Genomic DNA, 23984 nt, shown 5'->3' with positions numbered 1-23984 from the left:
ATCAGTGATCCTCCCGCCCGTCATTGCTGTGATCGTCTGCATGCCCGTGAGACTTTTTCCCCTTGGTTGCCAGCAGGTGAAAACCGGTGAACAGGGCCGGCCAGATCGCCAGCACCATCGGCACGATGGCAAGAAAGTCTTTAACATTGTTGATAATCGGATGTTTCGGCAACGAGGTGCTGAAACCGGCTTCCTCAAAAGGTACACTGGAAATGTAGAACCAGCCGGTGCCCCCGACTTCTTTGTCCCCGTAGACCTGATCAACATATTTTTCGGGATTTTTCCGGATTCGCTCATAGGCGATCTTCATCAGCTTTTTGCGCTTGCCGAAGGTCATGACCTGTTGCGGGCAGCTCTCCACACAGGCTGGCGGCTGGCCTTTTTTCAAACGGGTGTCATAACAGAAGATGCACTTCTTGATGACCGGATTAAAGGCCGAGCTGTAGGTATAGGCCGGGATCCCGAAGGGGCAGGCGATCATGCAGTTGCGGCAGCCGACACAAACCTTGGAATTATAAATAACCGCGCCCTCGGGCGTCTTGGTATAGGCGTTGACGAAGCAAGAGGTCAGACAGGCCGGCTCGTTGCAGTGGTTACATTGGATTTTCCGGTACACCGGCTGAGCGGAACCAGTCGGCTCATAACGGTTGACCACGGTGTAGGCTTTTTCGGTGGTGCGCCTTTTCTGCCCGTGCTTGATCTCATCGAACACCGAATAATCGTCAAACGGCTTATCCGGGGCAGGCAGATTCTGCTCCTTGTTACAGGCTGCTTCACAGGTTCGGCAACCAATACAGCGGGTCAGATCGACCAGCACACCCATTCCGTCCGGGAAACCTTCAAACGAACCCGCAGCCAACGCTTTTTTGGCCGGAGTCATCATTACAGCGGCGCTCCCCGCCACGCTGCCGGCTAAAAATTTTCTCCGTGTAATTTTACTCATGACGAAATCTCCTTGATAGTGCCCCTGGGTTCAAAATTATCCTTGTTAATGATGTTCTGATCCGCCTGCGGCCGGCTCAGGGGCGAACTTTCCAGAACGATAAAACTTATTCCCGGCTTCCGTCTTGGCGTGACAATCTTCACACCCGGTCGGACCGTCCATGGCCCGGTGACAACCGAGACAATTCAAGTGATAAGCCGCTTTAAGGTTGGGTTTATCGTCATGAAAGAAATATTCAGTGGCTGTTTTTTGCAGGTTTTCCGCACTCCCGGAATCGGCACTGTGGCAGTCTTGACAGGCCACCACATCCATCTCCTGCTCGGCATTGTGGCACTTGCCGCAGTACTCGTTGACCACCGGGGCGCCGGTGGTATGGTGATGACACTGGGCACAGCTTTCCGTGACATCGACATGGAACGCATGATCAAATTCAACGGGTCCAAAAAGATTCTCCAGCGAGGAAATTTCCACCTCATCGGGAAAATCATCCATTGCATAACAGCTCAAAGCTACCGAAAGACACAATGCCGCGATCGCCAGTACTTTGATCAGCTGTTTTCCTGGGTTGACCATAACCTCTACTCCTTGCCTCGCAAATGAATTGCGCTCGGAACCTTCCGGCGCTCCGCTCCAATGCTCACATTTCATGCCACGGAATCAATCTTCGCCGCCGCCATGGATATACCGGTAAAAAATGGGGAAGATGCTGAACAGCAACAGGCAGATCAGATACTCAAGTCCTTTGATATAGGTGTAAAAATCAACGACCGTATAAATCTGCTCAACACTGCCGACATTCAGAAAAAAATCGATCATGATCATTTTCTCCTTAATTGGGTTGTAGTGTTCTGCTTCACGACAGCTGCCTGCCTGTGAGCTGTGCTATTTTGAGTCGCAGCGTCGGTCATTCCAAACAGCGCCAACGGTGCCTGGAGCAGTTGGGTAACAATAAAGAAACGTAACAACCGACCCACATGAGCAACAGCAGGCAAAAAGGATCCGCCCTCCTCTCACCGAAACCTTCGGCACCCGTTGTCTCGACATGACACTGTCAAATAGCACTTTGCACAAACTGGTACCCGCATCACCCAGTTTTGCACTCATCTGGTTTTGCAGAGGTTATGCCAGCTCGGCCATTAAAAAAATCATCGCCATAACTAGCTGTTTTGATAAATCTTTTTAAAAATATTTGAGACGGAAGGGTGGGCAGAGAAAAGCTTCCGGTGTATAGAATAAACATACAGTGACGGGAAATGCCTAGCCCAGCGCGCCACCATTAGATGGATAACAACTTGAATATATTGATGATTTTTCACGCATAAAGATTGTATACAGAGCCGCGTTACCACGGCACCACCCCTGCGCAGCCAAGCAAAGGAATCATCGGAGACCCAGTCGCGAAACCTGGTTATTTTCGTCCCCGCCCCACAAAGAGCGTTCTTTCTTTGCTGAAAAAAAGAAAAAACCGGTCACCTTGTCGGCAAATCCTTGCCACTACCAATATTCTTCAGGGATATTCTACTGACGTCAGCAGCGGCGCAGGAGGCTCTGGGAATATTTTTTCTATACACCCATAGGGACATCGGCAACCCGGTCAGCCGCTGGCGGCCTCAACCCCAAGGATTCGTAGCTGGAGCTCAGCCGGACCCTTCGCGCGGTCGGGGGGAAGATGGCGACCACCCAATCTGCGGCCACAGCCTTTATAAAATTATGCGATTATGTTAAGAATTCACCGGGTTAAACGACAGCGCCAGGAAACACGACCAGGCGTTACGACTATTTTCGGAACGGGGCCGGGAGATTCGGGGCATTTAGCGGCAATCCGCTTGACGGCACTATTCAACCCCGATTAGTATGAATCGGCGTGAATTTTGCTAATGATTTAACATGTCCATATCCGTTCACCCAGCTGAACATAGCGAGCTGGGCCAAAAACGGAAAATCAACATCTTCAATTTTCTCTGTCAAGTGCGGCATTTCAGATTTATGAGTGAGTATACTGACCATAAAATCCTCGTCATCGACGACGAAGCCGTTATTCGCGAAGGCCTGCGCCAGACGCTGGTTCTTGAGGGGTATCAGGTCGAGGTTGCCGCCAACGGCAAAGCCGGCATGGATAAACTTCAAAAGGAGGACTTCAGCGCGGTGATCAGTGACTTGAAGATGCCGATCATGAGCGGCATTGATGTGCTGAAAACCATTCAGGTCCTGCAACCAAATGTGCCGGTCATTATCATCACCGGCTTTGCCACCGTCGATTCGGCCGTGGACGCCATGAAAAACGGCGCATTTGAATATCTGACCAAACCTTTTTTACCCGATCAGATCGTCGACAAGGTGCGTGCCGCGATCAGGAAAAGAATCCTTTCCCTGGAATCGGAAGTGATCAACGCTCGCCTTCCAGAAGATTCGATAACCAGTTCTTTTATTGGTAAAAGCGCTCCCATGCAGAAGGTTTTCCAGCGAATCCTGCAGGTCGCGCCAACCAACAGCACGGTCCTGATTACCGGCGAGAGCGGCACCGGCAAAGAACTGGTCGCGCGGGCCGTACATAGCAACAGTCCACGCAAAGACGAACCCTTTGTGGCCGTCGACTGTAACTCCCTGCCGGAGAACCTGCTCGAAAGCGAACTTTTCGGTCATGTCAAAGGGTCTTTTACCGGGGCGACGCAGTCCAAGCCCGGCCTGTTTACCGTTGCCGGCGGCGGTACGCTGTTTCTTGATGAGATCGCCAATCTGAGCATGGCGACCCAGGCCAAACTGCTGCGGGTGCTGCAACAGCGGGAAGTCACTCCCATCGGCGGCACCAAAGCCAGCCCCATCGACATCCGTTTGATCGCCGCGACCAATCGCGGCCTCGACAAAATGGTTGAAGCCGGAACCTTTCGTGACGATCTCTATTTTCGCCTCAACATCATCCCTATCGAACTGCCGCCGCTCCGCGAACGCGCCGGTGATGTGCCGCTGCTGATCAACTTCTTTCTGAAAAAGTTTTCCGAAGAGGTTGGCAAAGGGATCAAGGGGTTATCCGCTGATGCTCATCTGGCCCTGCATGAATATTCTTTTCCGGGAAATGTCCGGGAGCTGGAAAACATTATCGAACGCGCCGTGGTCCTGACCCAGGGTGAGACGATCCAGCGCGAATGCCTGGAGCTTCCGACCAGCCGCAGCGACGGCGAAGCCAACACCGAGATCACCGCCCCTCTCAATACCGAAGAACTCAAAGAAGTGAAACGCAAGGTCCGCGAGCAGGCGGTTGAACCCGTCGAAAAGGCCTTCGTCTATGCAGCCCTGGAACGTAACAACTGGAACGTCACCAAAGCTGCTGAAGAAACCGGCATGCTCCGGCCCAACTTCCAGGCCCTGCTGAAAAAACTCGGCATCTCAGTCAAAGATCACATCTCCTGAGCCGCACCGCCCCCCTCGGGCTTTGGCTCTTCGCCGCCAACCTGCAGATCCCGGCTTTCCTGAAGGGGAAGAAAAATGGAAAACCGCGTCCCCTGCCCAGGATTACTGTCCACGTCGACTCGCCCCCCATGGTTGCGGATAATGCCGTAGGAAACCGACAGACCGAGACCGAAGCCGGTTTGGGCCTTGGTCGAGAAAAAGGGATCAAAGATCCGGTTCATATCGTTCTGGCTGATGCCGACCCCGCTGTCCTCGATAACGATCCGCACCGCATCTTCAACCAAGGCGGTTGAAATGGAGAGACTGCCGCCGTTGGGCATGGCCTGCCCCGCGTTAATAAGCATATTCAGGAAGACCTGCTGGAGCTGATCGGCATCCACGGCAAGCTGGGGGAGAGACTCCTCATAATGGCAGCGAATCTTGACGTCCTGAAAAATGGTCTGCTGGGCAACCAGCTCCAGGGTCTGGCGGATGATCCGGTTGATCGAATCGAGTTTTTTCTCGGGGATCGATTCGCGGGCGAATTCCAACAACCCGCGAACGATTTTGGCACAGCGCCCGGTTTCGGAAACAATCAGCTCCAGATTGTCCTTGACCTGTGTCGGTAAATCGGGATTTTTGGCCGACAAGGACGCAAACATCAGTATTCCGGTTAACGGGTTGTTGATTTCATGGGCAATCCCGGCGACCAGTTCCCCCATGGAGGCGAGCTTGGCTGAGCGGAGCAATTGATCCTGCATGGCATGGATCTCTTCCGTCCGCTTTTCCACTTTCTGTTCCAGGGTGTTTCCCCAATCCTTGAGCTCAAGCTGGGCCTGGGCCAAGTTTTCCGCCATTTCGTTGAAAGACCGGCCAAGTTCGCCGATCTCATCCTGTGCGGTCCGCTCAATTCTGGCGGTCAAGTCGCCTTTGGACAGGGCCTTGGTCTGTTCCAGCAAGCTCTGGATCGGATCGCAGATATAATTCCGGGTCAGCAGATAATGGCAGAGGGACAGAATCAGCAACATGATCAAGGTCTGGGTGATGACGTCAACATGGTGCGAATGGGCCACATCCACCATCTCGCGCAAAGAAACAGCCATGTCGATGACGCCGATCTTTTTCTCATCCGGCGAATGGAAATGGCAGTCGCCGGTATAGCAGTTCGGCTCGTTGTAAATGCCCCGGGTGACGCTCAGATACTGATTGCCGGCCTCATCACTGAAGACTCTGCTCCGGGAGTCGATGGGCGCATCGATCAGGACCTTTGATCCGGCCAGGTGGCAGAAAGCACAGCTGTCGTCCGTCTCACTTAAAGTCGTACCGATCTCATTGACATTGCTGGAAAAATTGATCACTCCTGCTTTGCCGAGGATGCGGATTCGCTGGATTCGGTCCGAGGCGCCGGTTTCCTCCATGGTCAGCTGCAGGCGCGCCCGATCGTTTTCCAGCATCATATGGTAGGTATCGCGCAGGATCATGTCGGAAATCATGTCGGTTTCCACCTTGGCCCGCTCAATGAAGGCATTCTGCACCTTATTGATATGCAGGAAAGCGGCAATCGACATGACCACCAGCAGGACCACACTTATAATCACCGTAAATCTGATCGCCAGACGGATACGCATTGACAACTTCTCCATAGCAGAAAAACGGAATATCTCGAATTCCCCAATCGATGGTTATGCTGATTTGAACTATTCATCGATCGTGCCAAAACAGCTTATTCGACCGAGAAGGACTGCCTCCCGGCAAGAGCCGCATTGCCTTTTCAGGCCGGCTGAAGTATAAAATCTCTTCACTTGTGCAATACAGAAAGATCTTGCCATGGGTTACAGGACTCTTCGTCAGGCCATCAACGACCTGGAAAAAACTGCTCAACTGGTTCGCATCGACCAGCCGATCAGCCCCGAACTGCTGGCCGGGGCCATTCAACGGCGGGTTTACCAGGCCCAGGGTCCGGCCCTGCTGTTCACCAATCTGTGCGGTTGTCGTTTCCCGGCGGTTGCCAACCTGTTCGGTACCCTGGAGCGAACCCGGTACCTGTTTCGCGATACCTTGCGCCATGTCGAAACCCTGGTCAAGCTTAAGCTTGATCCGAAGAGCCTCGTTAAGGCGCCACGCGGCCTGCTTACCGCTCCGACCGCTGCTTTCCATCTGCTGCCTAAACGAGTCGCTTCAGGGCCGATCCTCAGCTGTCAGGCGAACATCAGCGATTTACCACAGATCAAAAGCTGGCCCGCCGACGGCGGACCCTTCATAACTCTTCCCCAGGTCTATTCGGAAAGCACAGACAAACCGGGGCTGCGGGCATCGAACCTGGGCATGTACCGGGTTCAGCTGGCCGGCAACGACTATCAACAGGACCGGGAAATCGGCCTGCATTACCAGATCCATCGCGGCATCGGCGTGCATCACCGGGAAGCCCTGCGCCGCGGCCGACCGTTCCGCGTCAACATTTTCGTCGGCGGTCCCCCTGCCCTGACCGTTGCCGCGGTCATGCCGCTGCCGGAAGGCATGCCGGAGCTGGCCTTCGCCGGGCTGCTGGGTGGCCACCGCATCCCCCTGGTACAACCGGCCGGGCTGCTGCCGATGCCCGCCGAGGCCGATTTTGTCATCAGCGGCACCATTGACCCTGCGCAGCAGAAACCGGAAGGCCCCTTCGGGGATCATTTTGGTTATTACAGTCTGGCGCACGACTTTCCGTTTCTTAAGGTGGAACGGGTCTATCATCGCCCCGATGCCATCTGGCCCTTTACCACCGTCGGCCGCCCCCCGCAGGAAGACACCAGTTTCGGGGCCTTTATCCATGAATTGACCGGGGCGCTCATCCCCACTGTCCTGCCCGGAGTCAAAGCCGTTCATGCCGTCGATGCCGCCGGGGTTCATCCGTTGCTGCTGGCCATCGGCAGCGAACGCTATACCCCCTACCGGCAACCGGATCAACCGCAGGAGCTGCTGACCCAGGCCAATGCCATTCTCGGCCAGGGGCAGCTGTCCCTGGCTAAATACCTGTTGATCGTGGCTGAAGACGATCGCACCAGACTCGACCTGCACGATATTCCAACTTTCTTCCAATACCTGCTGGAACGAATCGACTGGCGTCGTGACCTCCACTTTCAGACCGCCACGACCATCGACACCCTCGACTACAGCGGACACGGTCTCAATCAGGGTTCCAAACTGGTGCTGGCCGCAGTCGGTCCGCGTCGCCGAACCCTGGCCACGGCCCTGCCCGATCAGCTGCAGTTGCCGGAACGCTTTCAAGAGCCCCGGCTGATCCTCCCTGGGGCCCTCGTGGTCAAGGGGCCACCTTGCAGCGACTATCTCCCCGGTGAAGATTCTGCTATCCTGGATTTTTGTGCCTTCTTTTCCGGATCATCGCAATTGACCGCAATCCCTCTGATTGTTGTTGTTGATGACAGCGACTTCTGTGCAACTGCGCTGAACAATTGGCTATGGGTGACTTTCACCCGCTCCAATCCGGCGGCAGACACTTATGGTATCGACAGCTTCATCACCGCCAAACACTGGGGCTGCAACGGCTCGCTGATCATTGATGCGCGCCGGAAACCCCACCATGCGCCGGAACTTCTGGATGATCCCGCAATAGAAAAACAGGTTGATCAGCTCGGCGCCCCGGGAGGACCGCTTCATGGTATTATTTAGCCACACCGGCACCGCAAAAGCGGCCACAGAAAACCCTTGGAAAATGGCCCGTTGCCTTTCCAACTGATGGAGATAAAATGATGTTGCAGCCGAATATTCAGCAGGTCTATGTTCCCCCGCTCATCGGTGCGGTGGGCAATACCCCGCTGGTTGACATCTCAGTCCTGCTCGGCAAATCGGGCGTCCGCCTCCTGGCCAAATTGGAGGGGAGCAATCCAGGTGGCTCGGTCAAAGACCGACCGGCCCTGTATATGATCGAAAAGGCCGAACAAAGCGGGGAACTGACCCGCGCAAAAATCATTCTTGAACCGACCTCCGGCAATACCGGCATCGCCATTGCCATGATCGGCGCCGCCAAAGGTTACCGGGTCAAACTGGTCATGCCAGCCTGTGTCAGCACCGAACGTCGGGGAATCCTCGAGGCTTATGGCGCGGAAACCGTACTCTCCCCGGGTTGTGAAATGACCGACGGCGCCATCAACCTCGCCCACAAGATCCTCGCCGAAGATCCAGATCGTTATTACATGCCCAATCAGTACAGCAATCCCAACAATCCTCTCGCTCATTACGAGACGACCGGCCCGGAAATTTTCAGCCAGACCGCCGGTGATATTGATTATCTGGTCGCTGGGATGGGAACCTCCGGGACGCTGATGGGGCTGAGTCGGTATTTTTCCGAAGTTGCCCCCGCCGTCAAGGTGATTGGTGTTGAACCCGGCCTCGGGCATAAGATTCAAGGACTGAAAAACATGTGTGAAGCCATTGTTCCGGCGATCTATGACGAGAGCAAATTGGCGGAAAAACTCTTGGTCGGTGACGAGGAAGCCTATGAAACCACGCGCCAACTTGCGTTGAAGATGGGCCTTTTCGCCGGCATGTCGAGCGGGGCCGCGGTGGCCGGGGCCCTGCGAATCGCCCAACGAATCGAGCATGGAACCATCGTCGCCCTGCTGCCGGACCGGGGCGATCGTTACCTGAGCACCAACCTGTTCCGCTCCCAGTGTGCGGAATGCCCGCCATGAGCACCCTTCCGGAACTGTTACGCAAAAGTGCCGTCCGCCAGCTCGATGAGTTCTGCATCCGGGCGGCCAACGACCCGTACCGGCCCCGCCATCTTCGCTACCGCTTTGAAGGTGCTCAGGTTTTCCTGGTCGAGGTCCGCCGCTATCGCAACGAGCCCGATCGGCACAAGGAACTGCCGATGGCCAAAATCCGTTTCAGCCCTGAACTGCAACAGTGGACCCTGCATCATCAGAACGGTGAACACTGGCAGCTCTACCTCAACATTCAACCCAGCCTCGATTTCGGACGATTGCTGACCGCCATCAGGCAGGATCCACTCGGCTATTTCTGGCAGGAATAATCCGCTGCCGCACAGGCTGGCGATAGTCTGGACAGAACCCCCGGCCGGGCCTCGCCTTCCGGTACTCAGCGCCGGCAGATCAGAACGACTCCGGCCAGGAGCAGCACAACCCCGGCGCCGCGACGAAAATCGATGGCAATCCCACGCATGCCGAACACCCCGAAATGGTCGAGCAGAATCCCGGCGATCAGCTGTGAGGCGATGGTCAAGGCCAACACCGCGGTGGTGCCGATCCGGGGCACCCCGAGCACTGTCATGGCCACAAAAAATGCCCCGAACAGCCCACCGCTCAATTGCCACCAGTCAGCCTCGCCCATCCGCCGGAAACTGCCCTGCCCGGAAGAGAGGGAGATCAGCAGCAAACAGAGGGTGCCAATGGCAAAGGAAATAGTCGCCGCCTGCAGGAAGCCGGTTTTTTCCGCCAGCCGGGCATTGATGGATGGTTGCAGGGCTACGGCGACACCGCCGGCTGACATCAGGAGAATCAGTAACAGATTGGACATGGTGTTATTTTTCCGGTTCTTTCTGGAACAGCAGAGTCCGCCAGGCCTGTCCTGAAGATCAGCAGGCGTGACGGACTCTGCAAAGCGTTATTAATGCCGGTGAATTCCCGGCTTAGCGGAGGGCGTACGGGGTAAAGCGCAGCGGTCTCCGGGTTCTACGTGGCACAAACCCTGCCTTTGCTTCAGGCAGTCCGCGTCCTTACCAGCTTGGAAATCGTTTTGAAACCGTCCCCTTCGGCCACCGGGACAAACTGGAACAGAGCGGTCTCGGTCGTGGTCACCACCGCCCCGGCCTCGCCGGCCAGCCGCAACGCATTTTCGAAGTCGCTCACAAAGCGCGACGCCACAGCATCCCGCACCAGATGAACGGCGTACCCCTTGTCCAGCAGATCCAGCACGGTCTGATAGACACAAACATGAGTTTCCATGCCGATCACCACCACCTGGTCAGCGCCGGTTTTCTCTAAAGCCGTCAAAAAATCCGTTTCCCCGCAACAACTGAATGCCCGCTTGGCAACAGTGGCAGTGATTCCGCTGTTCAATTCGCTAATGGTATGCCCCAGGCCCTGCGGATACTGCTCCGTGGCCAGGACCGGCCGCCCGAAAGCAGTAAACCCTTCGCGCAGCAACCTGGCGTTTTGCAACAGTTGCGTGTAAAGGGGCTGGTTCATCGCCGGCACCAGCTTCTCCTGCACATCGATAATCAATAAGGCAGCCCGATTGATATCGAGCCGAAATTTTGTATTCACAGCTGTCATTGTTGCTCCTCCGTGATGAATTTATCGCTGCAGTATAGAGGTTTACGGGACCCTTTGTCACAGGAAAAGACCAGCCGCACCCGAAAAGTTGCCAAGCGCGCCTCCAGCCAGCGGTTTCTTAAAAAAAAGATCCGCTTTAGCAGTGTTCCCTAACTCCGGGGAGGCTGCTATCGCGGATCTCCTTTGGCGATGACCGATGTCCTGGCTACCGGTAAATCCCTGCGCCGGTAAAGATCTTGGTGCCGGGAACCCGATAAATGTAGGTTTCTTTAATAGAGGGTTCCGTGGAGCCCGGTTTCGGCCACATATACTCAACCCAACCTTCCCCTTCGGTGGCGGCCAGAACGACAAATTCCACAAATAGCATCTTCGGCTTGGTCGGATTTTTATCCGGCACCGAAAGCAGACTGTCCATTTTCATCAAGCCCGGCTGCATGGGATGGGCAAGCATTTTCCCGGTCAGATCCATGGCAAAGACATAGGAATCTTTCCAGACAAAGCGACCGTCTTTTTTGGCGATTTCCGCCAGTGCGGCGTCCTTGTCCTTAAGAATCATATCTGCCGCCAGCTTACACATTTCGATACACTCTGCCACTGTAGCCTTATGCGAATCAGCCAAAGCAGCGCCGCTGGACATAGTCAGAGCAATAATAACCATACATGCCGTCAGTACCTTTTTCATACCATCTCCCTTGGCAAAAAATTTACGCTGAACCCCATCTCAGACCTTTATCAACATTGCAAAAAGGCACCCGAATTCGAGCCTCGGTTTCGGGTTTAAATGACCAATCCGGATTTATTATAACAATGTTTTAGTTTAAGTAAATCATTTTTATTCATTCGTCCTGAAAGATAGCCGAGGAACAGACTCAACAACTTGTCTTTCCCTTGCAAATGAAAACTGTTTCAAAGATCAGCCGGGAAGAACAAAGCAAAACAATGTTAGCAATCACGCTTTCTGAAGAGACAAAACAGGGGCTCTCGGTTACCCCGAAAGCCCCTGTGAAAGGCAGCGCTCTGGCAGGGTATGGCCCTGCAACTAGTTACTGACCGAGCAGAGTCTTGATAATTTCCGGATTTTCTTCGTCTTCTGCAAGAATGGTATGACAGGTATCACAATCCATGGAGATAACCTCGCCATCGGCAGTTTCATGCTCTTCATTGTGGCAGCGGAAACAGCCCAGATCATTGGCATGGCCGATGTTGGTCGAATAGGTATTCCACTGGATATTCATTTCCGGAAAGACATTCTCCACATAGGCCGCCTGGACACCTGCAATCGCCTGCTCGATCAGCTTGCGTTTGGCATCATAAAGCTGGGGATATTTCTGCCGGTAATAGTTGTTCAGCTGAACCGCGATAGCTGTTTTTGCTTCGCCCTGGGTTTTATATTTGACCTGCACCGCCGCCATGGCCTGCTGCTTAATAAAAGGCAACTCTACCGGTATGTCCTTAGCCAGAATCTTATTGTCGATGGCCCGGTCCGGGGTCAGGTAGATATGGCTCGGCCGGTTATGGCAGTCAATACAGTCGAGTACCCGTTTCTGCAGGTCAGTCGCCTTGGCGATCTGTTCATCGGCATCCGGCGAGCGAAAGATTTTTTTATTCCCGCCCTGGGTACTCAAATCGACCTCCGGAATGATATTGCGCTGCCAGTCTGCCGCGGTATAAACAATCTCATTTTCCGGGGCAACGTGCCAGTGGATACCATGGGACGAGCCGGTGCGATCCCCGGCGCTGCCGATTTTTACCAGCAATACGGTCTGGACGTGGGTATTCTGTTCGTCCTCTTGATATTTGTCATGGATCACCAGCTTGTCGCCATGGAATTTTTCCGGCCGGTGACATTGTTCACAAGTGTCCCGCGCCGGCCGCAAGCCATGAACGGGCGTCTGGATGGGGCGGGAAAAGGTATCGGCCAGCACGGCATACAGCTGCCGGGCACCGGAAATCTTCGATTTCACAAACCAAGACGCACCGGAGCCGATATGACACTCGACACAGGCGACCCGGGAGTGGGCCGAGTTTTGGTAGGCGGTATACTCAGGGGTCATCGGCACATGGCAGACCTCTCCGCAAAAGGCATTCGACTCCATGTAATGATAACCGCTGTAGGCGAGCACACCAACCACCACGATATTGACACAGGTCAGGAAAACCCCGACAAAAACCAGCTTGCGGACCCGATTGAAACTGGACTCATCGGTGAGTTTTTCACGCAGGTAATCAAGGGTAAAAAGGCGGACTTCCTCCTTGCCCCGGGCAAAGAACAGACCGACAAAAACCAGCACCAGCCCGCCGATAAAGGCCGGCCCGAGCATCATATAAATAAATCCGCTCAGGTAGGGGTTATCGATATGAAGAAAGATGTCGTAAAGGATTGCGCCAATCAAGAAGGGGAAAACAACCGTGACCACCATAGCGCCGACCAGGGATATCCAGCTGTGCGCTATTCCTTTGATAAACGCCTTGGGAATATCGGTTAACCTTGCCATGCCGAAACCTCTCCTTTGCTGAACTGCACATGAATCAAAAACTTTAGAACAGAGTTTGTTTTAACGACAGAAACCCTAGCATCCCACTAAAGAACTGTCAATGATAATATACTGTTACAATTTTACAGCAACCGGGACAAACGCGTGTTGTAAAACAGCCGGGTCAGGTTTGATTACAAGCGATTTCGCAGAATCCGCATGACTAGAACTCCGAGGATCGAGAGAATCAGACCGACACAAACCAGCAGGTAACCGAAGGTATGCCCTTCCCCCCATCCCCAAAGATCCTTGCCCTTCATGAACAGGATCAGGCCGATTCCGGCGAAGGTTGCGATACCGCCAATGATATAGACGCCGATGGCCAGCACCGACAGGATGAGATCTTTGTCTTTGAACATTGTGAATGCACTCAGTCAAAAAAAAGGGGCTGCCGAACGGCAACCCCTTTCGGATTGAGGGAAGCAGAACGACCCTACACGTGATGGCCGCCGGCAATGAATGCGTACAGCATCAACAACAGCAAGCCGATACCGATACACAGGGCAGTGAAGCCGAAACCCTTGATGAAGAAATCATAGGCGATTCCGCTCGGCTTTTCTTTGACATACTGGTCAAGAATGCCAGCCTCTTCATAACGCTTCCACTGATCAGCCCGCTCTTCCATGAACTCCTCTTTGGCCAGTTCGCCATTAAAGATAACAAAGTCCATGGGGAATTTCTCAGGCCGGCCATGGGTGTTGAAGAAGTGAACCGTAAAGATGAAGCCGGTTGCCAGCAAAGCCTCGTCAGAGTGAATGATCGTAGCGACGTTAAAGACCCAGCCCGGCAGGAATGACCCGAAGAATTCCGGGAACCAAAGCATCAGTCCGGACCCGCCGATGGCGAACATACCCCAGAAGACGGCGATAAAGTCGAATTTTTCCCAGTAGGTCCAACGGTCGAAGGACGGCTTGGGCCCAAGGAACAGGAACCAGCGCACCATGTTGGTGACATCCTGGATATCGCGCAGATTCGGGCAGAGGGATTCGGGGCCAAACAGGCGCCGGAAAAAGTCGGCCGGATACTGCAGTTTATAAAACAGGAACTTGGCGCTCATGAACAGGGCCGCACCGAAGTAGACAAAGGTGATGCAGGCCCCGAGGCGGTGCAGCAACGCCGCATTGGCGGCTCCGCCATAGAAATTCATCATCACGGCCGCCCACTGCTGTTCGGCGAACTTCAGCGGAATGCCGGTCAGCGAAAGAAGCAGGAAGCTGACAATGACCAACAGGTGGAGGAAGATATGCACCTTGCTGAAGCGCCGATAGATCTTATGTGCGTCGGGAATAACATGGTAGGTCCCGGCAATCATGGCCCGTTTTTTTTCACGGTTTTCAACAAAGCCGCGGAACAGCCAGAGCAAGGTATGGACCCAGAAAACGCCGAAGGTTCCGACTAATAATCCGGTCATACTGATATAGGTGTAGTAGAGAATGGGGAAATTAGCCTTATCGGTCATCTGTCCGTGGGGATAGAACTTGACAAACTGAGTAGACGAGTTTGCGTGGCACTTGCCGCAGGTCGAAACCAGGTTTTTCGGGTTCAGGCTCGATTGCGGGTTATCCGGAGGCAGAATCGAGTGGGAATTATGACAATCGGCACAGCCAGCCACTTTCTCGGGAAAACCGAGGCGGTAGTTTTTGCCATGATAGCTGGTCAGATAGGTTTCCACAGCAATATTGGTGATGCCGTTGCGTTCCATCAACTCTTCATTATCATGGCACTTCAGGCAGACATCGGTATGGAACGCCCGCACTGCATGATTATTAGGGTCACCAATTTCCTTGATTTCATGCAGATTATGACAATCGATACAGGAAGCCGAGTCCATGTTGCCGTCCTGCAGCGAAGTTCCGTGAATCGAGTTCTGATACTCACTATAGGCATCGTCATGACACTCGCCACACTTTTCAACGGCAATCCGCTTGTCACCATGCCAGGCCTTCTGTTGATGAATTTCCGAGTGGCAGGTTGCGCAATCAATGTCGTTCAGTTTGTGTACGCTGGCATAATGCTGCGCCGTCTCTTCTTTGTGGCAACGTACACATTTGACCGGCTCAGGCATCAGATCGCCTGACATATGCAGGTCAAGTGCGATGAGTTCGACGTGACAGGCAACGCAGCCGTTGGCGCCGTGGACAGAATTGGTGAAATCCTCCACCGAAACCACATCCTCGTGACACTCCAGGCAGGTTTCCGGTGAAGCAGCCACCTCCTGAGCCAGAGCCTGCGAACTCCACAACAGGGTCAGCAAAAGCAGAGAACTGTAAAGGATCTTACGCATCAAACCTCTCCTTGAAAAATATAAATGGACTTGTTCAAAAATGGTACGCAATGAAACAACATCAGCACCCAGCAGGCAGTGGCTGGAAGGTCGTGGCAGAAAAAACGGTGCTCATGCGTATTGAATACTCGCCGGGGCGATCCGGTGTATATTTTTACCATACAGGGCGGACAGTACCCTTATCGTCGACTTAATGCAACAAAAAATCCCCTCAAAAGGCCAAAGAAGTACAATAACTGACTGAAAAACACAGACATTTCCGGCCTTCAGGATTTTTTTAAAGTGTATACAATATACAAAAAAAAAGCAGCCCAAAAGGGCTGCTTTTAATTTTTTTTAGCGGACGGCTTATTTGGTCAGCAACTCGACCACCTGCTCGGTGAAGGGGTTGGCAAACAGAATAATCATCGCGACAACGAAAACATAAATGGCCAGGGATTCAATCATGGCCAGACCGATCATCATGGTGGTCAGAATCTTACCGGATGCGCCGGGATTCCGGGCAACACCTTCACAGGCGCTACGGATTGCAATCCCCTGACCGATACCGGTACCAACAGAACCAAGACCCATTCCCAGACCGGCTGCAAGCATACACCAAGCGAAAAATTCCATTCTTCATTCTCCTTTTGCTCAAGAAATATATTGTTCCTATATGCTATAGGACCTGCTCTTCACCCCTGTGAAAAGCCTATAAAACAAAATCAGTGCGCCTCTTCAAGTGCCCCGGCAATATAAATCATTGCCAACAGGGTAAACACGAAGGTCTGGATAAAAGCCACCAGAACCCCCATCAACATCATCGGAATCGGCAGAAACAACGGAACCAGGGCCAGGAAAATCATCAGCACGATTTCATGGCCGTACATATTGCCGAAAAGACGCAACGTCAATGACAGCGGCCGGGCCAGATGACCGATGATCTCAATCACGAACATCAGTGGGGCCAGCCAGATGATCGGCCCCATGAAATGCTTGACATAAGCCATTCCATGCTTTTTAAAGCCAACGATATGGGTCATGAAGAACACGATCAAAGCCAGCGCTGCGTTGGTATTGAGATTGGCGGTCGGGGGATAAAAACCGGGAATCAGCCCGATCAGGTTACTGACCAGAATAAACAGGGCAAAGGTTGCGATCAGCGGAAAAAACGCCTTTCCTTCTTCCCCCATGGTCTCTTCGATCAGCCCTTCGATCCCGGTAATCACCGACTCCATCAGATTCTGAACTCCGGAGGGAATCATGCTGATGGAACGGGAGGCCAAAAAGGCAACCAGAATCAGCACCAGCATGACAAACCAGGTGTAAGTAACATGGTCGCCGAAATGAAGATGCAACTGCTGTTCAAGCCATTGTAAAAATAAGAAGGGATGGGTCATCGCTTTCTCCTATCCGAAATTTAATGTCAAATATCTCAATACAGGCGTTTCATAGTGGTAACCAGCAGATTAATGACCACAACGGATAAACCGGCCGCCAGGGCCAGGGGATTGACGCCCCCGCGGACCAGCAGCAAATAGATGGCGCTGGCGATAAACAGCAGTCGAAACAGGTAATTCCTCTTGAAACCCTGCTGCGCCGCCCGTTGCGGGTTGTTCAAAAGCTTGGCCAGCGACCTGCCCAGCCAGCGGTAATTTATAATCACCAGGACCCCGCCTGACAACACCCCCAGGGACACTGACCAGGATCTCCAGAACAGGCTCAACAACAGCAACAACGCCAGGATGATCCAGTTTCTCACGGCCATTTCAGCCAGCAACCGGTCATCCTGCTCGGTCATTATCGCTTTCGGCCTTGCTGTCTTCCAGCTGTTGCCGCCGCAGTTCACGTGTGGTCAGAATGTAGACGTTACGAAAGCCCGAGATAATCCCGATGACCAGCATGACCAGGGTGAACAACGGCTTGGTCGCCAACCACTGATCCAGATAATAACCCATGGCCAGACCGATCAAGATCGATGCAACCAGGGAGATACCGACACTCGACAAAAAACCGAGGCTTTTGAATAATTGGTGTTTGTCTTCGCTCATCGGGACATTTCACCGGCTGCCAAACAGCCGTAAAAGCGACTTTTAGTACCACAGCGCCCAGGCGAAGTCAATCGCTTTCTCGGCACATTAAAACCGTATTTGATCGCCTCTGCGCCCTGCAAATCAAAGCGTGGCGAGGGCCTTTTCCACGGCGGTGATCGTCTTATCCAGGTCTTCCCGGCTGTGGGCAATACTCATAAAGCCAGCTTCGAACTGCGACGGCGCCAGGTTGATCCCCTGTTCGAGCATAGCCCTGAAGAACGCTCCGAAACTAACGGTATCGCTTTGTACCGCATCCGCAAATGAATTCACCGGGCCGGGGTGAAAAAAGGTGCAGAACATACCGCCGACCCGCTGGAAACAAGTGCTGACCGAGCTGTTTCCGGCGACCTGGCGCAGCCCCTTTTCCAGGTAGGCGCTTTTCTCCTCGATCTGCTCGTAGAAGCCCTCTTCCCGAATCAGCTGCAAGGTGGCAATCCCGGCGCTCATGGCCAGGGGATTTCCGGACAGCGTACCGGCCTGATAGACGCCCCCTTCCGGGGACAGGCATTCCATGATCTCACGTTTGCCGCCGAAGGCGCCGACCGGCAATCCGCCGCCGATAATTTTCCCCAGGCAGACCAGGTCTCCACGCACCCCGAAACGCTCCTGGGCACCACCAAAAGCGACCCGGAAGCCGGTCATGACCTCGTCGATGATCAGCACGATCCCTTCAGCGGTACAGAGTTCGCGCAAACCTTCCAGAAAACCGGCCACTGGCGGTACACAGCCCATGTTTCCGGCAATCGGCTCAAGAATGATGCAGGCGATTTCGCCCTGATTGGCAGCGACCAGCGTCTTGACTTCGGCCAGATCGTTATAGGTTGCGGTCAAGGTATATTTGGCGAAATCCGCGGGGACACCGGGGGATGTCGGCACCCCGAAGGTTGCCGCACCACTGCCGGCCTTAACCAATAACGAATCGGCATGGCCATGATAGCATCCGTCGAACTTGAGGATTTTGTCGCGTCCGGTAAAACCGCGGGCCAGCCGAATGGCGCTCATGGTGGCCTCGGTACCGGAGGAGACCATGCGTACTTTTTCAATGTTCGGATAGGCCGTGGCCACCAACTCGGCCAGGACCGTCTCCCGCGCCGTCGGAGCGCCGAAAGAGGCACCGCTGGCTGCGGTCTGCTGGATCGCCTCAACCACTTTGGGATGGCAATGGCCAAGAATCATCGGCCCCCAGGAACCGACATAGTCGATATATGCGTTGCCATCGGCGTCGTAAATTTTGCTGCCGGCAGCTCTCTCAATAAATACCGGGTTGCAACCAACCGACTTGAACGCGCGGACAGGGCTGTTGACCCCGCCGGGAATGACCTTTTTCGCCGCATTGAAAAGCGCTTCCGACCGCTCATGATTCATGATTTTGACACTCCCTGGAAAAGGAAAAAGTTTCTCAGCGTGTTTTTTAATGAATGACGACTTCTCTTCGTCAGACTTCGTTAACACAGGCATTTCCAGCTGTCAAGAAGCTACCGGGAGCCGCAGGGGGAAAGATCCCTCGCGGAGTAAAACGCTGATCGTAAAAAAAAGAATAGCGTTCTATTGCATCAAACAGGCAAATAAGCATATTATTGCCGCTATTTCCTATTGTTATTGTCATCAAAGCTGCGCTTTATTTGAAAGGAGTCCTTCTGATGTTGAAAACCATGCGTCCACTACTGATTTCTCTGGCCTTGTTCGCCAGCTGTAGCGGCAGTGCCTTTGCCTCAGGGTTTGCCATTGTCGAGCAATCGGTCACCGGATTGGGAAATTCATTTGCCGGAGGAGCTGCCGCGGCAGAGGATGCCAGCACGATTTTCTTCAATCCGGCGGGGATGACCCTGCTCGAAGGGCAGCAGATCATCGCCGGAGTCCATTATATTATGCCGTCAACCAAGTTTTCTTCAAGCCAGGCAACCAATGTCCTCGGTGGTTCCCTGGGCAGCAATGACGGCGGCCAGGGCGGGGTCAGCAAATTTGTCCCCAACTTTTATTACAGCAACCGCATCTCTGACCGCCTTGCCGTCGGCCTCGGCATTATGGCTCCGTTCGGGTTGGCCACCAAATACGACAAGGACTGGGTGGGTCGTTATCACGCCGTGGAATCGGATGTTTCAACCATGAACATCAATCCGGCCCTGGCCATCAAAGTGACCGACAAACTGAGCATTGGCATGGGCGTCAGTGCCCAATACATCGATGCAACCCTGTCGAGTATGGTCGACGGTGGTCTGGTTTACTACAAACAGACCAACGATCCATCTTATGTCAGCAATACCAATTTCGATATCCTCGCAGAAAACACCGGCGACGACTGGGGCTATGGTTTCAACCTGGGTATCCTCTACGAATTGAGCGACAGCACGCGCATCGGCGCCGCCTATCGTTCCGAGGTCAAGCATAAGCTCAAAGGCCAGCTGAAGGCCAAGGACTTCCCGACGGCCCTGGCTGCATTCTCTTCGGCTTTTGCAACCCAGGATATTACCGCCGATCTGACCCTGCCCGCTACAGCCTCGTTCAGCGTTTACCATCAGCTCACTGACAAGCTGGCCATCATGGGCGACATCACCTGGACCGGCTGGAGTTCCTTTGACAAGCTGACCATCGAATTCGACGACACCTTTGCCGGTGCTACTGAGTCGACCACCACCGAAAACTGGAACGACACCTGGCGCTATTCCCTTGGCGCTACGTACCAGGTCAACGAGATGTGGGTGCTGCGGAGCGGGGTCGCTTTTGACGAAACCCCGATCTCCGACAAATACCGGACCCCGCGCATTCCCGGCGAAGACCGGATCTGGCTCTCGTTAGGTACGGGCATCCACTTGACTGATCGTCTCTCCATGGACGCCGCTTACGCCCATCTATTCGTCGCTGATTCCAAACTGGAAAAATCCGCAACCGATCCAGAGGATACCGCCCGCGGCACCTTGGTCGGGGAATATGAAAACTCCGTTGACATTGTCAGCATTCAGTTGACCTATAACTTTTAATCCGGACCTGGACATCGCAATAAAAACGCCTTCCCGGGCCACCGTGGAAGGCGTTTTTTTATTCGGACAGATTCCCTTGGACAAGAAATCGGTATAAACTTGGTCGGATGATACCAGAACAACACACCCTCGATACTCCTTATCTGGTCGGTCCGGTTCACTGCTACAGCACCGAAATCGACGGCGAGCTGATCCTGTTCGATACCGGCCCGCCAACCCTGGCCGCCAGCCGTTATCTGGCCCAAACCCTCGATCTTTCCCGACTCCGGCATGTCATCATCAGCCATTGTCATCCGGATCACTACGGTCTGGCCCACTGGCTCGAACAGCATAGCAGCGCAACTATCTACCTGCCGTTTCGTGATTACCTCAAATTCAGCAGAGAACAGGAACGGAAAGTCCTGTTGCGCGAGCTGCTGCTGCAGGTCGGCTTTGACGATACATTCATCCAGCGCCTGGCAGGCAATGACCGCCAACCGGAAATTTACCCGAGCTGGCCGGAGCGCTGCAAAATTATCGAAGAAAGCCTGCCGCCCGAGCTCGGCATCGAAGTCCTGGCCTGCCCCGGACACTCGCAAAGCGATCTGGTGCTGAGCGGTGCGGACTGGGCTGTCACCGGGGACGTGCTGCTGCGCGGCATTTTCCAGACCCCGTTACTCGATATCGACCTGGTAACAGAGCAGCGCTTCAGAAACTACCACGCCTACTGCGCAACCCTGACCAAACTGTCGCGGCTGAAGGACAGAAAGGTCCTCCCCGGACACCGGGAATACATCACCAGCGTCGATGACTGCCTCTTGTTTTACCTGCGCAAGATGCTGGCCAGAGCGGCCCGAATCAGCAAACTGCCGCTGAACATGAATGCGGTTGAAACCATCAGCAAACTGTTGAATGATGATTTCAAAGCACCCATGATCAGTTTCCTGAAAGTGTCGGAAGTGATTTTTCTGCGTGATTTTCTCGCTGAACCGGAGCTATTATATCAGGCTATAACAGAGATCGGCCTGTATCCGCTTCTTACCAAAGAATTAGCCCTGTTCTGCGCACCGGACAAATCTTCCCTGTATCCACCCTTTGATTTCAGGTAGAGAAAATAACCAACGGTTTCCGGACAACCTTGCCAGCTCACGCTGACAACGCTGCATGGACATTTTTATAACAATCGTCATCACCAGGAAAAGTTGGCTCCTATTGAAAAGCAAGCATAACCACCATCTGCCCACTGACCGCAGCAACACATTGGGAACCGGCTTGGTGCTGTTCAGTGTCCTGACCATCGGCATCGGCCAATCCATGACCTTTGCCCTGCTCGCCCCTCTCGGTCGTGAAATCGGCTTCAAGGAAGTCCAGGTCGGCATAATCATCAGCTGTGCGGCCTTGACCTTCACCCTGATGAGCCCGGTATGGGGCCGGGCCTGCGATCGGCTGGGCCGCAAACCGATCATGTTGCTGGGGATGGCCGGCTATGTCATCGGCTGTACCACTTTTGCCTCCATGTTCCTGCTTGGCTTCAAGGGGATTCTTTCCGGCTGGGCCCTCTTTCTGCTGGTCATTCTGGCCCGGGTCATGATGGCCTTGCTGATGTCCGCCGGCCCCAGTGCCGCAGCCGGCTATATCGCCGACACCACCAACGCGGAACAGCGGGTCGCCGGCATGGGCCGCCTCGGCGCCGCCCGCACCCTGGGAGCTATCCTCGGGCCGGCCTTAAGCGGCGTGCTGGCGGTTTTCGGTCTGCTCGCCCCCCTGTATATTGCTGCGGGCATCACCCTGATCAGCACCGTCCTGCTGGGCACGACTCTTAAAGAGCCACGCCACACCTCCAAAAAGACCACTCCGGCTAAAAAACTGAAGTGGCTGGACCGCCGCTACCGCCCCTATGTTCTGACCGGTCTGCTGACCTTTATCTCTTTCTCGATGATGGGCCAAACCATCGGTTTTTACTTTCAGGACATCTTCTCTCTCAATGGCCAGGAAACCGCCCAGGCCCTCGGCACGGGGATGATGATTTCAGCGCTGATGTCGTTCTTTTCCCAGTCGTTTCTGGTCAACAGGCTGAAACTGACCCCGTTGCAACTGATGCGTGGCGGCTTGCCGCTACTGATTGTGGGCTATGCCCTGTTGCCCGTTATTAACAGTCTGCCCCTGGCCTTTGCCATTCTTGGCGGACTCGGGTTGGGGCTGGGATTGGTGGCACCGGGCTTTACGGCCGGGGCCTCCCTCGCGGTCGGCCAGCATGAACAAGGGGCCATCGGCGGCATCGTTTCCGCCTGCCCTGCCGGCGGCTTCATAATCGGGCCACTATTCGGCACCAGCCTTTATCAATTGGGGCACAGCCTCCCCTATATCTGTGCCAGCCTGCTGGTTATCCCGTTATTCATTTATATCTGGCGACTCGACAGCGGCAAATATCGATAACCACCAAGCGCAACGAACCAACACCAAGAGACCTTCATGATTCCACAACAGCATACCCTGAACACCCCCTATCTGGTCGGTCCGGTCCACTGTTATTCAGCCGAGTTGGCCGGTGAGCTGGTGCTTTTCGATTGTGGCCCGCCCAGCGTTGAAGCTCTGGCCCAACTGCAACGGACTATTCCCCTGGAGCGGCTTAAACATATTGTCATCAGCCACTGCCATGTCGATCATTACGGCCTGGCGGCGCAGTTGCAACAACAGACCGGTGCCAAACTCTACCTGCCCTACCGCGATCACCTCAGGCTCAGCAGAACGCAGGAGCATATCGCCGGAGTAGTGGAGCTGCTTCGCGAGGCCGGGTTTCCGGACAAATTTACGATCGCGTTCAGCGAACATATCAGCGTGCCGGACCTGATTTACCCGACCTCGCCGAGCGAGTACCTGATCACCGAACAGGAGCTGCCGGCCCGACTGGGAATCAGCGTTTTGCCCTGTCCCGGGCATTCCCAGAGCGACCTGGCCCTGTGCGGAGCGGGCTGGGCCGTGACCGGGGATATCATGCTGGCGGGTATTTTTCAGGCCCCGGTCCTGGAGATCGACCTGCTCACTGGGCAGCGCTTTTCCAACTACCAGGCTTACTGCACCAGCCTGGAACGGATCGCGACTCTGCGCGACAAAACCATTCTGCCGGGGCATCGCCAACAGGTAACCAGCGTTGACAACTGTCTGCTCTTTTATCTGCACAAGCTGTTGAGCCGGGCGGAGCGGGTATGTCGGTTCCCGGCGCAAACCAGCCCTTACGAAATTGTCAAACAGCTGCTCGGCATCAATTACCAGCTCCCCTATGCCACCTACGCCAAAGCCTCGGAGATCATCTTTATCCGCGACTTTCTTGCCGACCCGGAACGACTCAAGACCGCCACCATCAACGCTGGCCTGTATCCACTGTTGGTCGACCAGTTGGCCGCCTTCATTACGGACGAAGCGCGCCGGGCCAGCTGACAGCTCCCAAATCAATTCCCGAACGTCACAAAAAAACAGCCCCTTGCCACCATTGCGGCAAGGGGCTGTCCGGGAT

The 23984-nt window shown here is 54.3% G+C and carries 23 protein-coding genes; 8 read left to right on the top strand and 15 right to left on the bottom strand.

From position 1 onward, the window contains the following. Window position 1: 1 nt before the first annotated feature. The 3 genes from N909_RS0111020 to N909_RS25940 form a co-directional block, all read right to left on the bottom strand. On the bottom strand, window positions 2-943 hold the full coding sequence (locus tag N909_RS0111020; RefSeq protein ID WP_029914989.1) for a 4Fe-4S dicluster domain-containing protein: 942 nt from the start codon (window positions 941-943) through the stop codon (window positions 2-4). 45 nt (window positions 944-988) lie between these two features. After that, window positions 989-1516, bottom strand: coding sequence for a cytochrome c3 family protein (locus N909_RS0111015; protein ID WP_029914987.1), 528 nt, complete (start codon window positions 1514-1516; stop codon window positions 989-991). 84 nt (window positions 1517-1600) lie between these two features. Continuing rightward, entirely contained in the window at window positions 1601-1759 is a 159-nt protein-coding gene (locus tag N909_RS25940; protein WP_169739561.1) for a hypothetical protein, read from the bottom strand. Window positions 1760-2929: 1170 nt separating this feature from the next. On the opposite strand from N909_RS25940, the gene N909_RS0111005 reads away from it, so the two are divergent. Continuing rightward, the gene (locus N909_RS0111005) at window positions 2930-4351 is read left to right on the top strand and encodes a sigma-54-dependent transcriptional regulator (protein WP_029914986.1); all 1422 of its coding nucleotides are present in this window, start codon (window positions 2930-2932) and stop codon (window positions 4349-4351) included. On the opposite strand, the gene N909_RS0111000 is transcribed toward N909_RS0111005, so the two are convergent. Continuing rightward, window positions 4339-5958 carry a sensor histidine kinase gene (locus N909_RS0111000; RefSeq protein ID WP_051689696.1) on the bottom strand — a complete coding sequence of 540 codons (1620 nt, stop codon included), beginning with the start codon at window positions 5956-5958 and terminating at the stop codon, window positions 4339-4341. The two genes, N909_RS0111005 and N909_RS0111000, sit on opposite strands and share 13 nt — an antisense overlap. A 199-nt stretch (window positions 5959-6157) precedes the next feature. Here N909_RS0111000 and N909_RS0110995 point away from each other — a divergent pair, with 199 nt between their 5' ends. The 3 genes from N909_RS0110995 to N909_RS0110985 all read left to right on the top strand — a co-directional run bounded on the left by N909_RS0110995 (window position 6158) and on the right by N909_RS0110985 (window position 9362). Continuing rightward, window positions 6158-7999: a UbiD family decarboxylase gene (locus N909_RS0110995; RefSeq protein ID WP_029914984.1), complete on the top strand. Its 1842-nt coding sequence runs from the start codon at window positions 6158-6160 to the stop codon at window positions 7997-7999. A gap of 77 nt (window positions 8000-8076) precedes the next feature. Beyond that, on the top strand, window positions 8077-9021 hold the full coding sequence (locus N909_RS0110990) for a PLP-dependent cysteine synthase family protein (RefSeq protein WP_245613598.1): 945 nt from the start codon (window positions 8077-8079) through the stop codon (window positions 9019-9021). Beyond that, window positions 9018-9362 (top strand): DUF3024 domain-containing protein, encoded by a 345-nt coding sequence (locus N909_RS0110985; protein ID WP_029914982.1) that lies wholly within the window; start codon window positions 9018-9020, stop codon window positions 9360-9362. Before N909_RS0110990 ends, N909_RS0110985 begins: the two co-directional genes overlap by 4 nt. Before the next feature lie 65 nt (window positions 9363-9427). On the opposite strand, the gene N909_RS0110980 is transcribed toward N909_RS0110985, so the two are convergent. The 11 genes from N909_RS0110980 to hemL all read right to left on the bottom strand — a co-directional run bounded on the left by N909_RS0110980 (window position 9428) and on the right by hemL (window position 18878). Then, window positions 9428-9865, bottom strand: a complete 438-nt coding sequence (locus N909_RS0110980) for a DMT family transporter (protein WP_029914981.1) — start codon at window positions 9863-9865, stop codon at window positions 9428-9430. 182 nt (window positions 9866-10047) lie between these two features. After that, a complete protein-coding gene (locus N909_RS0110975) occupies window positions 10048-10623 on the bottom strand; it encodes an isochorismatase family protein (protein ID WP_029914980.1) in 576 nt (191 codons plus the stop codon). A 205-nt stretch (window positions 10624-10828) separates the two neighbouring features. Further along, on the bottom strand, window positions 10829-11305 hold the full coding sequence (locus tag N909_RS0110970) for a cache domain-containing protein (protein ID WP_029914978.1): 477 nt from the start codon (window positions 11303-11305) through the stop codon (window positions 10829-10831). Between the two features lie 361 nt (window positions 11306-11666). Further along, window positions 11667-13118, bottom strand: coding sequence for a NapC/NirT family cytochrome c (locus N909_RS0110965; RefSeq protein ID WP_051689695.1), 1452 nt, complete (start codon window positions 13116-13118; stop codon window positions 11667-11669). Window positions 13119-13291: 173 nt separating this feature from the next. Further along, the gene (locus tag N909_RS0110960) at window positions 13292-13516 is read right to left on the bottom strand and encodes a hypothetical protein (protein WP_029914974.1); all 225 of its coding nucleotides are present in this window, start codon (window positions 13514-13516) and stop codon (window positions 13292-13294) included. A 74-nt stretch (window positions 13517-13590) separates the two neighbouring features. Then, window positions 13591-15441, bottom strand: a complete 1851-nt coding sequence (locus tag N909_RS0110955; protein ID WP_029914972.1) for a cytochrome c3 family protein — start codon at window positions 15439-15441, stop codon at window positions 13591-13593. 348 nt (window positions 15442-15789) lie between these two features. Then, window positions 15790-16056: an ATP synthase F0 subunit C gene (atpE, locus tag N909_RS0110950; RefSeq protein ID WP_029914969.1), complete on the bottom strand. Its 267-nt coding sequence runs from the start codon at window positions 16054-16056 to the stop codon at window positions 15790-15792. An 89-nt stretch (window positions 16057-16145) separates the two neighbouring features. Further along, on the bottom strand, window positions 16146-16820 hold the full coding sequence (atpB, locus tag N909_RS0110945; protein ID WP_029914967.1) for a F0F1 ATP synthase subunit A: 675 nt from the start codon (window positions 16818-16820) through the stop codon (window positions 16146-16148). Window positions 16821-16855: 35 nt separating this feature from the next. Next, window positions 16856-17221, bottom strand: coding sequence for an ATP synthase subunit I (locus N909_RS0110940; RefSeq protein WP_051689694.1), 366 nt, complete (start codon window positions 17219-17221; stop codon window positions 16856-16858). Continuing rightward, window positions 17205-17471, bottom strand: coding sequence for an AtpZ/AtpI family protein (locus tag N909_RS0110935; RefSeq protein WP_029914963.1), 267 nt, complete (start codon window positions 17469-17471; stop codon window positions 17205-17207). Before N909_RS0110935 ends, N909_RS0110940 begins: the two co-directional genes overlap by 17 nt. Window positions 17472-17594: 123 nt before the next feature. Next, window positions 17595-18878 carry a glutamate-1-semialdehyde 2,1-aminomutase gene (gene hemL / locus N909_RS0110930; protein WP_029914961.1) on the bottom strand — a complete coding sequence of 428 codons (1284 nt, stop codon included), beginning with the start codon at window positions 18876-18878 and terminating at the stop codon, window positions 17595-17597. A gap of 275 nt (window positions 18879-19153) precedes the next feature. Between hemL and N909_RS0110925 the strand changes: the two genes are divergently transcribed. The 4 genes from N909_RS0110925 to N909_RS0110910 all read left to right on the top strand — a co-directional run bounded on the left by N909_RS0110925 (window position 19154) and on the right by N909_RS0110910 (window position 23908). Further along, window positions 19154-20491 (top strand): OmpP1/FadL family transporter, encoded by a 1338-nt coding sequence (locus N909_RS0110925; protein ID WP_036683094.1) that lies wholly within the window; start codon window positions 19154-19156, stop codon window positions 20489-20491. Between the two features lie 107 nt (window positions 20492-20598). Continuing rightward, window positions 20599-21579, top strand: coding sequence for an MBL fold metallo-hydrolase (locus N909_RS0110920; protein ID WP_051689693.1), 981 nt, complete (start codon window positions 20599-20601; stop codon window positions 21577-21579). 103 nt (window positions 21580-21682) lie between these two features. Beyond that, entirely contained in the window at window positions 21683-22906 is a 1224-nt protein-coding gene (locus tag N909_RS0110915) for an MFS transporter (protein WP_051689692.1), read from the top strand. Between the two features lie 36 nt (window positions 22907-22942). Continuing rightward, window positions 22943-23908: an MBL fold metallo-hydrolase gene (locus tag N909_RS0110910; protein WP_029914945.1), complete on the top strand. Its 966-nt coding sequence runs from the start codon at window positions 22943-22945 to the stop codon at window positions 23906-23908. The last annotated feature ends 76 nt before the right edge of the window (window positions 23909-23984 follow it).

It is taken from the genome of Pelobacter seleniigenes DSM 18267 (assembly GCF_000711225.1).
GTDB lineage: Bacteria > Desulfobacterota > Desulfuromonadia > Desulfuromonadales > Geopsychrobacteraceae > Seleniibacterium > Seleniibacterium seleniigenes.
This window is presented reverse-complemented; position numbering and strand designations above follow the sequence as displayed.

Bases quoted from the DNA above. Each gene is read 5' to 3' on its own strand.
- N909_RS0110960 (WP_029914974.1), bottom strand. From the start codon at position 13,516: ATGTTCAAAGACAAAGATCTCATCCTGTCGGTGCTGGCCATCGGCGTC.
- N909_RS0110935 (WP_029914963.1), bottom strand. From the start codon at position 17,471: ATGAGCGAAGACAAACACCAATTATTCAAAAGCCTCGGTTTTTTGTCG.
- N909_RS0110990 (WP_245613598.1), top strand. From the start codon at position 8,077: ATGATGTTGCAGCCGAATATTCAGCAGGTCTATGTTCCCCCGCTCATC.
- N909_RS0110940 (WP_051689694.1), bottom strand. From the start codon at position 17,221: ATGACCGAGCAGGATGACCGGTTGCTGGCTGAAATGGCCGTGAGAAAC.
- N909_RS0110965 (WP_051689695.1), bottom strand. From the start codon at position 13,118: ATGGCAAGGTTAACCGATATTCCCAAGGCGTTTATCAAAGGAATAGCG.
- N909_RS0110995 (WP_029914984.1), top strand. From the start codon at position 6,158: ATGGGTTACAGGACTCTTCGTCAGGCCATCAACGACCTGGAAAAAACT.
- N909_RS0110970 (WP_029914978.1), bottom strand. From the start codon at position 11,305: ATGAAAAAGGTACTGACGGCATGTATGGTTATTATTGCTCTGACTATG.
- N909_RS0111015 (WP_029914987.1), bottom strand. From the start codon at position 1,516: ATGGTCAACCCAGGAAAACAGCTGATCAAAGTACTGGCGATCGCGGCA.
- N909_RS0110920 (WP_051689693.1), top strand. From the start codon at position 20,599: ATGATACCAGAACAACACACCCTCGATACTCCTTATCTGGTCGGTCCG.
- N909_RS0110955 (WP_029914972.1), bottom strand. From the start codon at position 15,441: ATGCGTAAGATCCTTTACAGTTCTCTGCTTTTGCTGACCCTGTTGTGG.
- N909_RS0110980 (WP_029914981.1), bottom strand. From the start codon at position 9,865: ATGTCCAATCTGTTACTGATTCTCCTGATGTCAGCCGGCGGTGTCGCC.
- N909_RS0110985 (WP_029914982.1), top strand. From the start codon at position 9,018: ATGAGCACCCTTCCGGAACTGTTACGCAAAAGTGCCGTCCGCCAGCTC.
- N909_RS0111005 (WP_029914986.1), top strand. From the start codon at position 2,930: ATGAGTGAGTATACTGACCATAAAATCCTCGTCATCGACGACGAAGCC.
- N909_RS0111020 (WP_029914989.1), bottom strand. From the start codon at position 943: ATGAGTAAAATTACACGGAGAAAATTTTTAGCCGGCAGCGTGGCGGGG.
- N909_RS0110925 (WP_036683094.1), top strand. From the start codon at position 19,154: ATGTTGAAAACCATGCGTCCACTACTGATTTCTCTGGCCTTGTTCGCC.
- atpB (WP_029914967.1), bottom strand. From the start codon at position 16,820: ATGACCCATCCCTTCTTATTTTTACAATGGCTTGAACAGCAGTTGCAT.
- N909_RS0110975 (WP_029914980.1), bottom strand. From the start codon at position 10,623: ATGACAGCTGTGAATACAAAATTTCGGCTCGATATCAATCGGGCTGCC.
- atpE (WP_029914969.1), bottom strand. From the start codon at position 16,056: ATGGAATTTTTCGCTTGGTGTATGCTTGCAGCCGGTCTGGGAATGGGT.
- hemL (WP_029914961.1), bottom strand. From the start codon at position 18,878: ATGAATCATGAGCGGTCGGAAGCGCTTTTCAATGCGGCGAAAAAGGTC.
- N909_RS0110910 (WP_029914945.1), top strand. From the start codon at position 22,943: ATGATTCCACAACAGCATACCCTGAACACCCCCTATCTGGTCGGTCCG.
- N909_RS25940 (WP_169739561.1), bottom strand. From the start codon at position 1,759: ATGATCGATTTTTTTCTGAATGTCGGCAGTGTTGAGCAGATTTATACG.
- N909_RS0111000 (WP_051689696.1), bottom strand. From the start codon at position 5,958: ATGCGTATCCGTCTGGCGATCAGATTTACGGTGATTATAAGTGTGGTC.